This window comes from Sporosarcina sp. QA0331 (assembly GCF_055808055.1).
Genome location: NZ_CM147850.1, coordinates 3,009,858 through 3,023,310, shown reverse-complemented (window position 1 = coordinate 3,023,310; position 13,453 = coordinate 3,009,858). Strand labels below are relative to the sequence as shown.

General features: G+C 43.1%; 11 protein-coding genes. 9 read left to right on the top strand and 2 right to left on the bottom strand.

Translation table 11 applies throughout. From position 1 onward, the window contains the following. The first annotated feature begins 1 nt into the window (after window position 1). Together AC0L13_RS15365 and AC0L13_RS15360 are read left to right on the top strand one after the other, a co-directional pair. Complete coding sequence (locus tag AC0L13_RS15365) at window positions 2-1,927, top strand: TOMM precursor leader peptide-binding protein (RefSeq protein ID WP_473647048.1); 1,926 nt, start codon at window positions 2-4, stop codon at window positions 1,925-1,927. A gap of 22 nt (window positions 1,928-1,949) precedes the next feature. Then, window positions 1,950-3,521, top strand: coding sequence for a SagB family peptide dehydrogenase (locus AC0L13_RS15360; protein WP_473641088.1), 1,572 nt, complete (start codon window positions 1,950-1,952; stop codon window positions 3,519-3,521). 165 nt (window positions 3,522-3,686) lie between these two features. Here AC0L13_RS15360 and AC0L13_RS15355 read toward each other — a convergent pair whose 3' ends face one another. Next, entirely contained in the window at window positions 3,687-4,883 is a 1,197-nt protein-coding gene (locus AC0L13_RS15355) for a DHH family phosphoesterase (protein ID WP_473641086.1), read from the bottom strand. Window positions 4,884-5,154: 271 nt separating this feature from the next. On the opposite strand from AC0L13_RS15355, the gene AC0L13_RS15350 reads away from it, so the two are divergent. The 6 genes from AC0L13_RS15350 to AC0L13_RS15325 all read left to right on the top strand — a co-directional run bounded on the left by AC0L13_RS15350 (window position 5,155) and on the right by AC0L13_RS15325 (window position 10,178). Next, on the top strand, window positions 5,155-5,997 hold the full coding sequence (locus AC0L13_RS15350) for a phosphate ABC transporter substrate-binding protein (RefSeq protein WP_473641084.1): 843 nt from the start codon (window positions 5,155-5,157) through the stop codon (window positions 5,995-5,997). A 39-nt stretch (window positions 5,998-6,036) separates the two neighbouring features. Then, window positions 6,037-6,951, top strand: a complete 915-nt coding sequence (pstC, locus tag AC0L13_RS15345; RefSeq protein WP_473641082.1) for a phosphate ABC transporter permease subunit PstC — start codon at window positions 6,037-6,039, stop codon at window positions 6,949-6,951. A 1-nt stretch (window position 6,952) separates the two neighbouring features. Beyond that, window positions 6,953-7,777, top strand: coding sequence for a phosphate ABC transporter permease PstA (gene pstA / locus AC0L13_RS15340; protein ID WP_473641080.1), 825 nt, complete (start codon window positions 6,953-6,955; stop codon window positions 7,775-7,777). 54 nt (window positions 7,778-7,831) lie between these two features. Beyond that, window positions 7,832-8,599, top strand: coding sequence for a phosphate ABC transporter ATP-binding protein PstB (gene pstB / locus AC0L13_RS15335; protein WP_473641077.1), 768 nt, complete (start codon window positions 7,832-7,834; stop codon window positions 8,597-8,599). A 21-nt stretch (window positions 8,600-8,620) separates the two neighbouring features. Beyond that, window positions 8,621-9,283: a phosphate signaling complex protein PhoU gene (gene phoU, locus AC0L13_RS15330; RefSeq protein WP_473641075.1), complete on the top strand. Its 663-nt coding sequence runs from the start codon at window positions 8,621-8,623 to the stop codon at window positions 9,281-9,283. A gap of 127 nt (window positions 9,284-9,410) precedes the next feature. Then, on the top strand, window positions 9,411-10,178 hold the full coding sequence (locus AC0L13_RS15325; protein ID WP_473641073.1) for a 3-hydroxybutyrate dehydrogenase: 768 nt from the start codon (window positions 9,411-9,413) through the stop codon (window positions 10,176-10,178). A gap of 82 nt (window positions 10,179-10,260) precedes the next feature. Here the strand turns inward: AC0L13_RS15325 and AC0L13_RS15320 are convergent, their stop codons facing one another. Beyond that, the gene (locus AC0L13_RS15320) at window positions 10,261-12,330 is read right to left on the bottom strand and encodes a S9 family peptidase (RefSeq protein WP_473641071.1); all 2,070 of its coding nucleotides are present in this window, start codon (window positions 12,328-12,330) and stop codon (window positions 10,261-10,263) included. Between the two features lie 164 nt (window positions 12,331-12,494). Between AC0L13_RS15320 and AC0L13_RS15315 the strand changes: the two genes are divergently transcribed. Beyond that, the gene (locus AC0L13_RS15315) at window positions 12,495-13,061 is read left to right on the top strand and encodes a DUF4256 domain-containing protein (RefSeq protein ID WP_473641069.1); all 567 of its coding nucleotides are present in this window, start codon (window positions 12,495-12,497) and stop codon (window positions 13,059-13,061) included. Window positions 13,062-13,453: the final 392 nt, after the last annotated feature.

The following is a 13,453-nucleotide window of genomic DNA, read 5'->3' as shown; positions in this document are numbered from 1 at the left end:
TATGGTTGTTGGAGAAGGATTATTGGCTGACCGTGTGTGCGGGGATCTTTCCACTCAATACGAAGTAATACGCCGCTTTGATTTCGAAGAAGGAGTACCGCACACGACTGATCTGGTTCTAGTATTGCACGATACCTTGAATCCTTCCATCCATAAAAGAGCAGAAGAAGTGTTGAGGCCAACCGGCATACCTTGGATGCGAGGCTTTGTCTCATATGGAGAAGGAGTGATTGGGCCACTAGTGCTTCCGGAAATACCAGGATGCTCCCAATGTGCAGACAAGCGACGTCTCATGGCCGGCCGAGACCGTAAAGAGATGTGGGAGATGGAGCAGAGACTTAAAGCTCACGGTGAAATTTCGCATGATGCTTGGGCAACGCGTACCGGATTATTGCAAATGGCGCACCTTCTCGAGTCAGAGGTACAGAGCATACTAGATGGAGAGCAGATTCGTTCTGAAGGTCGTTTATGTTTAATCAATCTGAAATCGCTAAAGAGTTCATGGCATTCGTTTCTTCCTGACCCGTTATGTCCGGTCTGTAATCGATTACCCGATGATTCACCAGCCGCGGCCCTAATTACACTACAATCTAGTCTGAAAATCAGTACCGACAGTTACCGCAGTCGTTCCATAGATGACCTGCAAAAGATTCTAAGCAAGGATTATCTAGATGATCGGACTGGTTTGGTAAATAGTAAAATGTATCACCTCATGCTGCCGTTTGCCGATGCAAGTGTTAATCTGCCGTTGTTTGCCGGAGACGAGGGGGTGGCAGGCCGGACTCATTCATACAAGGTTAGTGAGTCTACTGCTATTTTGGAGGGATTGGAGCGGTACTGTGGTTTATCTCCAAGTGGAAAACGAACAGTGGTTCATGACAGTTTCCGTAATCTGGAAGACCGAGCGCTTAATCCTCTAAGGGTAGGTGTGCATTCAAAGGAACAGTATGCGCTGCCTAATTTTCCGTTCGAACCGTTCAATCCTGATCGCTCCATCAATTGGGTTTGGGGTTATTCATTTTTGAAAGAGCGTCCTATTCTTATTCCAGAGTTGCTTGCATATTACAGCTTGGGCGGAGAGGGATTTGTCTATGAAACTTCCAATGGATGTGCGTTAGGCGGTAGTCTAGAGGAGGCCATTTTCTACGGTATTATGGAAGTTGTAGAGCGTGACTCGTTCTTAATGACTTGGTACGCGGAGATGGCACTACCACGTCTTGACCCTTGTTCAACTAATGATCAAGAATTACAGTTGATGATTGATCGTGTGCGGGCGGTTTGTGGTTATGATCTTCATTTTTATAATTCGACGATGGAGAACGGAATTCCAAGTGTTTTGATACTTGCGAAAAACAGGAAAAAAACGGGGTTGAATATTATTGCTGCGGCCGGCGCTCATCTGGATCCAATACGTGCGGCGAAAAGCGCGATTCATGAGTTGGCGGGCATGATGCTAATACTTGACGAGAATTTAGAGGCAAACCGGGAGGAGTATTTGCGAATGTTGAAAGACTCTTCCTTGGTACGGAAGATGGATGATCATGGGATGTTGTATGGGTTGCCGGAAGCGCAAGAACGCCTGCAGTTTTTGTTAGATGATAATCGGCCATTGCGAACGTTTGAGGAGGAATTCAAATGGGAGGCAGTGCATGCAGACCTCACGGATGATCTCCGGGATATTCTCCAGGTGTTTAGGAGATTGAACCTCGATGTGATCGTGGTGGACCAAACGGCACCGGAAATCAAACAAAACGGACTGTTCTGCGTAAAAGTCCTAATTCCGGGGATGCTGCCGATGACATTCGGTCAACATCTTACCCGAATAACAGGGCTTGAGAGGGTGCTTCGAGTGCCAATGGAACTCGGATATAAGGATGAACTGTTAACACTCGAACAGCTCAACCCATATCCGCATCCATTCCCATAACCGGTGATTAGGAGGTAGGAGGATGAATCTTGAGGCATTACTGCACAATCTCCATTTTGACATTGACAATGTAAGCCCGCCAGACTGGGAAGTGGATTGGGATGATGCCCCGCTTACGTATAAGCTCTATCGTGGCTTACCTGTGTTTACGCTTTCTTTAGAAGTACCACTGACGCTTAAAGGAATGGAACTACCTGCAAAGCTTGACCTTAGCAACATCGGTCATTTTCTCTGGTATGTATTTGGTCTAACTCAATTTAGCGAGTCAAAGATGGACGTGGATTCCAGCAATCCAGCCATGGACCTAATGCAGTCGAAGCGGCGATTTGTTCCTTCTGGTGGGGCGCTGTATCCAAACGAATTGTACGTGTATCTGAAGATAGAGAATTTGCCTGTCGGTGTTTACCATTATGATGTTGCACATCATCGCTTAGTGATGATGCGCGAAGGAAATTTCGATTCATATATATCCCGGGCACTTGGTAATCGCTGCGACATAATCGATTGTTTTGGTGTTGCATTTGTATCGACAATGTTTTGGAAGAATTTTTTTAAATACAATAATTTTTCCTATCGACTTCAAGGGTTGGATGCTGGTGTGCTGATAGGACAATTACTAGAAGTTGCAAAATGTTTTGGCTTCGCCTCTTCGGTATATTTCCAGTTCCTTGACCGGGCCATCAATCACCTGCTTGGCTTATCCGAACAAGAGGAGAGTGTGTATGCGGTAATTCCGCTATCGGCGGAATCAACAAGCTGCTTCAACAGAGGTAACATAGATGAGGATGACTCTGCTACTGAATTATGCCAAGAGTTGACAGCAATTCAATCTACTCATTATGTCCACTCACGAAAGGTTAAAGAGTTTCCGATGCTAACGAAGATGAATGAAGCATCTATGTTGGAATCAACTAGATCGTTTCGGCAGATCAAGGAGGAGCCAATCAATTGTGAAGGTCAAACAGTAACTCTGCCTCATGTGAAGCAATTGTCGTATGATTTGGCGTCGGTCTGCCGAATGCGATTTTCACCGGACATTGATTTCGTTTTGAGAAAGGTAAATCAAATACAACTTGCCACACTACTCAAGAGTGCCATGGATTCCTTCTCATATCAAAATGATTTGGATGGAGTTCAAAACAAACAGAAGTCCCGTGTCTCACTTTCCGGATGTTTGTATAACGTCGAGGGCATTCCGAATGGTGCATATCAGTATGACAGCGATGCTCATGCGTTACACCTGGTACAACTCGGAGATCAGCGATTACGGTTACAGCACGGTTTGTCCGGAGATAATGTAAATTTGTTCCAAGTGCCGCTTTGTCTACATGTAGTCGGGGACAAAAATCATTTCAAAACGGAATTGGGATACCGAGGATACCGCATCCAACAAATGGAAGCAGGTATGCTAGTGCAAAGACTGCTGCTAGTCGCGTCAGCCCTCGGATTCGGAGGGCACCCACTCCTCGGATTCGATGTGAATATATGTGATGATATTTACAAGCTGAGTCCACAAGAAAAAACCAGCCTCATACAAATCCCGACCGGTCCGTATCGACACCGTCCTTGGTTAAGTGGAGGTCTGCATAGTTAAGTAAGTGGTAATGCTTAACTTCCATTTATGAGTCTAGTCTTCAACCTCCAAAACAAAAAGTTAATGGTAGGCTGTTTTCAGATCAATAAGACGAAATATGAAAAGTGCCACATACCCTTTGTGTTCTAAATTCTTTGGGTATGGCACTTTTCATTGTGTTAGCAACTAATTCACTTTATCCGGTTTATTAACCTTAATCTGATCCATTAAATAATTGACAAAAGCGTCGTCCCGTACGAGCCAAGCTTCGTAGTTTCTTTTCAGGAAACATTCCGCTTCCTCGAAGCTTGTAAAACTCCGTTCCAACTTTGTGTTATTTTGTTTAATTGCCCATGTCTTGTCGTTTTCTGGATAGAGGAAAAAGCTTTCATCCATTGGGTTTTTATACAGGGAACCGAACGAAGAATGCTTCAAATTATAGCGATTTCGTCGTGCATCTTCTCTTAGTGGCTCCAAGTGGAATGTGTCCAATACAAACTGTTGAAAAGCATCCTTGTTCAACGAGCATCCAGAAGCTTTAGCATGTCCGCCTCCACCGAATTGCCCCGCAACTTCAGACACATCAATATGATCGTGGATCGTTCGAAAGCCGACCCGTTTACCACCGATATTTAGAATGGCGATGTAATCAAGATGCGGGTATTCCTTGCCAAGTTCATTGCCAAGCTCTGAATGGTAAGATTCCGCATATACGATTCCTGCAAAAAGGTCGCCTGCATGGCTTTGGACGAGTTCTCGCCTTTTACGACGAATGTATCGTTCGATTTTATCTTCTTCCATATCGAGAATTTTCTTTTCGAATTCATCGAAATGGAAATGTTCATCTGCAACAAGCCGACTGATCATCGTTTCTTCAAATTCTTCAATGGTCATTAAGAAAAAAAGTGCATTCAGACGTTGTGCATACTGATTATTATTTTTCTCCCATTCCCACGTATCATACTGCCTGACGAGCTCGACAAACTCGGCTATCGATTCGGATGGTTCCATTAGTTGATGTGTAATAAGGTATTCATAAAATAGGGAAGTCGCTGAAGTTAATTTTCCTTCGTCGTCCTCCACTACAACATGTCCCCACTCATAATCATTAAAGTGGAGCGCAGTTTTATGGTGATCGATCAATTCCACCTTTCCGCCATCTTCATAAAACGCCTCAAGTCTCTTCTCGTTTTCCTCGCTTACCGATAAATCCGTAATGAACAAAAATGTATCTAGGTCTTCATTTTCCAAAAACCATTCCACTTCACGGTCTAAACCTGAAACAGAGTTGTATCGTACTTTAACCTGCTTTCCAAAAGCGATCTTCGCTAAAATGCCGCAACCAACGCCATCCAAATCATTATGAGACAACAATTTATACATATCCTTCACTCCTCGAACGATAGTATAGTCAAATTGCATTCGCGACAGTCATACCAAGCAAAATTGGGACGTGCCTGTGCAACATCCGTATTAAAAACTTCAATAAGGGGAACTTGAGTTAACAGCATGCAATTATTTTTAAAACGCATATATCGCATAATTCAGAATGTGTAAATAGAATTTACGAAACCTTTACAATAAAACTTAATAGAATTTACAATTCGGCATTATTATTTACAAAGGGTCAATAAATCATTCCGGAGGTACAAATATGAAATTCATGAGGAATGCAATAAAAGGATTATTCGTTATCTCCTTAGCGGCTATACTGACTGCATGCGGCGACGATGCCGAAGGGGGTAGCAAATCGTCAAATGACAGTGCTGCTACGATTGCTATTTCAGGGTCTACTTCCGTAGGACCGTTAGCTGAAAAATTAGCTTTTAAATATGAAGAAAATAATGATGTGAAAATAGAAATCAACCAAATCGGATCTTCGGCAGGCATAACAAATGCTATAAACGGAGTATCTGAAATCGGTATGGCTTCCCGTGATTTAAAGCAGGAAGAGATCGACAGCGGATTAAACGAAATAGTCATTGCGTACGATGGCATCGTTGTCGTCACTCATCCGACGAACAAAGTAAAAGATCTTACATTGGAGCAAGTGAAGAAAATATTCACCGGTGAAGTGACAAACTGGAAAGAGGTTGGCGGCGACGATATGGAGATTGTCGTAGTATCCCGGGAGGATGGTTCAGGCTCACGTGATGCGTTCCAGGAAATCGTCGATTTCTCATCAGGGGAGCTAGTGAGAAATGCAATTATTGCAAGCGGCAACGGCAATATTAAAACGACTGTTGCTATGAATAAGCATGCAGTCGGTTTTATTTCCTTCGAATATGTAGATGAGTCCATTTCAACGGTTGACATTAATGGAGTGGAGGCGACGGCAGAAAATGTTCTGCAGCAAACATATAAATTATCACGTCCCTTCTTGTTCGTCGCGAAAGAAGAAAATCTGACTGACGCAGGTCAACAATTCATTGATTTCATTTTAAGTCCAGATGGACAAGATGTTGTTTCTGAAACTGGGGCTATCCCCGTTAACTAATCGTAAGTATTGTAAAAGCGATCTTGGAGGGATGCAGCTATGACAAGCCCACCTATTGAAAAGCAAAGTATAGGTAATGGTAAATCAAATAGAAGAAAATATATGCTAGAAAGCTTATCATCAAAGCTATTTTTATTTTGTGCACTTCTATCCGTGCTCAGCTTGTTGTTGATCGTCGGATTTGTATTTTATAGAGGATCCCATCCATTCATTGCGGAAGGTTACAGCTTTATCGACTTTATCTTTGGAGTGGACTGGGTGCCAAGTGAGGATAAATTCGGGATATTCCCGATGATTGTCGCTTCTATATATGCGACAATTGGAGCTTTGCTTATCGGGGTTCCCATTGGTTTATTTACAGCTATCTTCTTATCAGAAATTGCACCAAAACGATTTGCGAAAATCATTTCGCCGGCTGTTCAGTTGCTTGCCGGAATCCCGTCTGTTTTGTATGGCGTTTTTGGACTAGCGATTATCGTGCCGTTTTTGCAAAACAACTTAGGTTTAGTGAAGGGGCAGAGCTTATTGGCCGTTATTATCGTATTGGCGATCATGATGCTTCCGACGATTGTGACGGTAGCCGAAACGGCGATTCGTGCTGTGCCTAAAACGTATCGGGAAGGTTCTTTGGCGCTCGGTGCTTCTGAAATCGGCACGATCTTTAAAGTCGTTGTACCGGCAGCCAAGTCCGGTATTATGGCAGCCATCGTTCTAGGCTTAGGTAGAGCAATCGGAGAAACGATGGCGGTTATCTTAATTGCAGGAAACAGTTTAATCACGCCTACTAGCCTGACAGACAGTGTTCGTCCGTTAACTACTAATATCGCATTGGAAATGGGCTATGCTGCTGGAGTGCATCAGGAAATGTTATTTGCGACAGGTATCGTGTTGTTCTCCTTTATCTTGATTTTGAATTTTGTTTTGGCAAAAATCAGCGCAAAGGGGGCCAAATAAGATGAGGGCGTTTAAAGATAATGTATTGCGCGGGCTTCTATGGTTTTCCGCTTTCGTCACAGTTGGTATTCTTCTGCTAATTGTAGGGTTCATCTTTTATAAAGGATTCCGACTCATCAATTTCGAGTTCATCTTTGGCGATTATTCGCCAACAGGTGGCGGGGGCATTTGGCCGATGATTGTTACAACCGTTTATACAATCGTCATTTCACTTGTAATCGCAACACCGATCGGAATTTTGGCAGCTGTGTATCTTCAAGAATATGCGAAGCAAGGTCGGCTTGTAAAAACGATCCGTTTTGCGACGGAAAGCTTAACAGGGATTCCGTCCATCATCTACGGATTATTCGGTGCAGTTTTCTTTGTAACGACGTTAAAGCTAGGCATGTCGATCATCGCTGCGTCATTAACGTTAACGATTATCGTATTGCCTGTTGTCATCCGAACGACAGAAGAAGCGTTGAAAACGGTCCCTCAAACGTATCGTGAAGGTTCATTGGCTTTAGGAACAACGAAACTTCAAACGCTTATGAAAGTCATCTTGCCAAGTTCAATGCCTGGGATACTATCGGGAATCATCCTTTCCATGGGGCGGATTGTCGGCGAGTCGGCTGCGATATTTTTAACAGCTGGAACTGTGGCGGCAATGCCAGCAAGCATTTTCTCTTCTGCAAGAACATTGACGGTTCACTCTTATTTAGTGACACAGGAGGCAGGAGATATTGAACTTGCAGCTGCCATTGGAATCGTTTTAATTGTGATCATCTTGATTTTGAACTTCTCAGCTACGTTCATTTCCAAGAAATTAAATAAAGCAGATTATTAATTTGGCAATTGAAAAGAACGGGACATAGAAGTGAAGGAGGAGAATGTAGCGCTTATGAAGCAGTCAGAAGGAACAGCAAAGATTCGTGTAACAGATTTGAGTCTATTTTATGGAGATAAACAGGCACTTTACGATGTGTCGTTAAATATTGAAGAAAAGAAAGTGACGGCGTTAATCGGACCATCGGGTTGCGGGAAGTCAACTTTTCTACGCACACTCAACCGGATGAATGATCTGATCGATGGAGTGAAAATTAACGGAGATATTGTCATTGATAACGAAGATATTTATAAATCAAGCGATGTCATTAAGCTTCGTACAAAAGTCGGCATGGTATTCCAAAAGCCGAATTTATTCCCAATGAGCATTTATGATAATGTAGCGTACGGACCTCGGGCGCAAGGCATTAAAAATAAGAAAGAATTGAACCAAATTGTTGAGGAAAGCCTACGTGGTGCTGCGATTTGGGATGAAGTGAAAGACCGTCTTAAGTCATCGGCACTCGGTCTATCAGGCGGCCAGCAGCAAAGGGTTTGTATTGCACGTGCGATTGCAATGAAGCCGGACGTTATCCTCATGGACGAGCCTACTTCGGCATTAGATCCAATATCGACGTTGAAAGTTGAAGAATTGATTGCACAATTGAAAAAAGAATATACAATTGTAATTGTAACCCATAACATGCAACAGGCTGCCAGGGTATCAGATAAAACAGCTTTCTTCTTAAATGGAGAAATCATTGAATATGATGTCACGAATACCGTCTTTTCAAATCCGAAAGACCAAAGAACAGAAGATTATGTAACGGGTCGGTTTGGTTAATAAAATCAAGGGGTGACTGTAATGATGAATGTTAGAAAAAACTTTGACAAGAATTTGCAAGAACTGCAAAACAAAATGTTGGAGATGAACAAACTTACCGTATCTGCATTTGAGAAAGCCTTCACTGCTTTTAAAACACAAGATGTTGAATTAGCATTGCGAGTCATTGATGAAGATACAGCCATTGATAATCTTGACCACGAAATCAACCAATTCGCTGTGTGGTTGATTGCAAAGGAACAACCATTTGCAACGGATCTCCGAAGAATCATTGCGTCATTAAAGATCACTTCAGATATCGAAAGGATCGCTGATTTTGCAGTTAACATCGCGAAGGCGACTGCTAAAATCGGAAAAACCGATTCGCTGATCAATATTACTAATCTTGAGCAAATGAATGAAACGTCCCTTAAGATGCTGAATATGGCCGTAACTGCATTTATCGATGGAAATATGGCATTTGCCAAAGAAGTTGCGGGCTTAGACGATCTAGTCGACAACAACTATGCAGAAAACTACAAAATCATCACTGAATATTTACGTACTCATCCAGAGCAGACTACACAGCTTGTCCAATTACTATTCATCAACCGTTATCTTGAACGAACAGCGGACCACATTACAAATATCGCTGAAAGCGCTGCTTATCTGATCAAAGGCCAGATTTATGATTTGAATCAATAATATCTCAAAAGAGGTGAAATCCATTCGACAGTGAATGATTTCACCTCATTTTTAAATCCTGAAACGCTTCTATTTGCACTCTATTTCCTATTTTGAGAAAATTAAATGGCGAAGGGGAGGAATTCATATGGTAGAAGGTAAAGTTTTATTTATAACAGGCGCTGCACAAGGGATTGGCTTTGAAATTGCCCAAGAATTTTCTGAAGCGGGCGCTAAAGTAGTGCTTTCGGATATTAATGAGGAAAAAGTGAAAGCTGCAGTCCGAAACCTAAGTGGGGACGCTATTGGAATTAAGTGCGATGTCACATCCGAAGCAGATTTAGAAAAGGCAATCAATGAAGCGATAACTCATTTTGGTAAAATTGATATTCTTATTAATAATGCAGGGATGCAGCATGTTGCGATGCTTGAAGATTTTCCAACAGAGCGTTTCGAATTGCTTATCAAAATTATGCTCACAGCACCATTCATTGCAACTAAATTCGTATTGCCTCACATGAAGAAAAATGGATTTGGACGGATCCTGAATATGGCTTCGATCAATGGCCTTGTAGGATTCGCGGGGAAAGCTGCGTATAATTCAGCTAAGCATGGTGTAATTGGGTTGACGAAAGTAGCGGCTTTAGAAACGGCTGCGGATGGAATAACGGTGAATGCAATTTGTCCTGGGTATGTTGACACGCCGTTAGTGCGGAATCAGCTGCAAGACTTAGCGACAACACGAGATGTTCCGCTCGAATCCGTATTGGAGGAAGTCATATATCCATTAGTTCCTCAGAAACGACTATTAGATGTTAAGGAAGTCGCCGATTTGGCACTGTTCCTTGCAAGTGATGGAGCGAAAGGCATGACCGGTCAAGCGGTAGTGCTTGATGGTGGATATACAGTACAGTAATGAAGTGCCGCTTGAATGGCTAAGAAAAAAGACGATAGGCAAACACCAAAATGTTTGGAGTTTGCCTACAGTCTGCTCCCGATTAACGGGGAGTTGAAATTTCTTCTACGGCAACACCGAGCCGATCAAGGATGAATGCATAGCATTCTGCGGCTTCTTTCAAGTGATTGAAACGGCCTGATTTGCCGAAGTGACCAGCACCCATATTCGTTTTCATTACAAGTGTGTTGTCATCGGTTTTCAACGCTCGAAGACGCGCAACCCACTTGGCAGGCTCCCAATAACCGACACGCGGATCGTTGATGCCGGTTGTAATATACAAATGCGGATAATCTTTCGCTTCCACATTATCATAAGGGCTATAGGACTTCATATAGAAATAGTCTTCTTTTTCTTGAGGATTGCCCCATTCATCCCACTCCAAAGTAGTCAAAGGAATTGTCGTGTCCAGCATCGTCGTGACGACATCGACGAATGGCACTGCTGGAACGATGACCTTGAACAGCTCGCCTGCCATATTGGCGACAGCTCCAACTAGTAACCCTCCTGCACTTCCTCCGCGGGCAGCCATTTGACTCGATGTAGTGTAACCTTCCTCAATTAGATGTTTCGCCGCTGCGATAAAGTCGGTAAATGTGTTTCGTTTGTGCTGCATCTTGCCATCCTCATACCAGCTCCGTCCCATTTCGGAACCGCCTCGTACTTGTGCAGTGACAAAGACAATCCCTTTTTCCAATAACGGCAAGCGATACGGATCAAAACGTGGATCGCTGTTCGCTCCATACGATCCATAGGCATATAAAATTAGCGGGGCAGGTCCATTGTCAAGAGCACCTTCCTGATAGACGACCGTCATCGGCACGTTAACGCCGTCCTCTGCAGTCGCCCATAATTGCTCTTGACGGAAGCGGGAACGGTCATATTCGCCGCTTACCAGTGCGACTTGTAAGCATTGATTCTCGCCAGTTGCAGGATTTAGTCCATACGTTGTTTTTGGTGTCAGAAGCGATTCGTATTGTAGTAATACTTCAGTAGCTTCGTAGCTTTGATTGGATAAAACCGCAACATTGTAAATCGGCTCTTCCCAGCTGATTTGCTCCAGCTCACCGTCGCGCAGCATCCAAATTTGCGTCAATCCATTCTCCCGGCCGGCAATTAGAAGGACGTCGCGAAACGGATACACTTCTTGTAGATAACGGTCCTCATTATACTCAATGACGTTTGTACGTGCTTCAAGATCATCTAGCGGACAACGGAGCAGCTGGAAATTCAACGCATTCTCGTTCGTCAAAATGAGCAAGTCATTGCCCCAATGCTCGACATCATATAGGATTCCATCACGCCGCGCATCCACTAGTTGCATAGGAGATAACGGAGCATCCGCATCCAGCATACGAATTTCGCTAGTCGTTTTCGATCCCGAATGTGCAAAGATAAATTTCCCGCTTTGCGATTTTGTTACGTAAAGCGTAAATGTCTCGTCCTTTTCTTCATAGACAAGCTCATCACTCTCCACGTCAGTTCCTAAACGATGTCTCCAGAGCTTGCAAGGGCGTTGATTGTCATCAACGGTAATGTAAAAAATATAGTCGCCGCAACGGCTCCATTCCATACTGCCATACAAAAACACATTCGGAATCCGATCCGGCAGTAATTCGCCTGTATCCATGTCCTTGACATGAATGGTGTACCGATCTGTGCCATCCCGGTTCTCCAAATAGGCAAGACGGTTATGATCAGTGCTCCTCCTCTGAACTGTCACACTTAAATAGTCGCCATCCTCGGCTAATTCATTCAGATCAAGCACTACTTCTTCTGATGCTTCCGAAAGAAGTTCGCGGCTTGCCGCCCGCTTGCGTGCATAAATTGGATATTGCTTGCTCTTATCCAATCGGGAATAGTAGAAATAAGGTCCATGCTGCACGGGAACGTTCACTTCCGAATCAGGAACACGGTCTACCATGCTTTGATAAATTTGCTCGGTTCGTTCCTCAAGCGGTCGCATAATGTCTTCGAAATACCGATTTTCTCCCTCTAAATAATGGATGACTTCCGGATTTTCACGATCCTTCAGCCAATAATAGTCATCTTCGCGCACATCGCCATGCAGTTCGTGTGGATGTGGAATACGTTTTGCTACAGGTGGCTTCATAAAAAGCCCCTCCTTTCCTTATATATAGAAGTTTCGAGACATGCGCCTTGAATTCCTCTTTTTATTTCAAAGTTCAAAAATTGCAGGGGGAAGGAGTATACTATGGAAAGAAGCTTGTTTGCAGATAAGCCGAGCGACAATACGTAAAAAAGGTGGAATTTACTATGACGACGGATAAAAATGAATTAACGACTGAACAACGTGACGACCTACTTCAAACATTGAAAACTCGCTTTGAGAACAACATGAACCGGCACGAGGGTCTTGAGTGGATTAAAATCGAGGATAAGCTAGAAGCTAATTCAGAAAAACTGTGGTCACTCCATGAAATGGAGAAGACCGAAGGCGAACCGGACGTTGTCGGTTATGATGTGGAGAAGGATGAATATGTTTTTTACGATTGTTCAGCGGAAAGTCCGAAAGGCCGCAGGAGTGTTTGTTATGACAGGGAAGCGCTGGAATCAAGAAAAAAACATAAACCAGAAAATAGTGCGATTGATATGGCAACTGACATGGGGATCGATTTATTATCAGAAGACGAATATCGGATGCTGCAGACACTTGGAAATTTTGATATGAAAACGTCGAGCTGGGTGAAAACGCCAGCTCCCATTCGAAAGCTTGGAGGGGCGATTTTTTGTGATCGGCGCTACGACACTGTATTCATGTACCATAATGGGGCGGATTCCTACTATGCTGCCAGAGGATTCCGCGGTTCACTGAAAGTCTGAATTTAGTATAACTAACCAAAAAGAAGAACATGTCCATTGAACGGACATCGTTCTTCCTTTTATTTTGCCTCACAAAGCATTAACCGCATTAAATCAGGCTTGTTGTCTATTGTGTACAATTGATTGTATAAAAATGATGTTGTGCAAAGTGAATAAACGATTGTCCAATAGGGCTGTGCTAGTGACAAATGTTATGCATTATACATAGCAATCTTTTGTGCATTTTGTTTAATCGACATAAAGACCTAACATGTAAATCTATGTATAATAATGATTGTTCACGACAAAGCTTTTTAGAAAGTCATTAGAAAGACGATCTAATGTTGTTCTACAGAAGAGGAAATCATTTGTGCTGTCGTAATAAATATAGCTTTAATTACAACGCCGAAAGG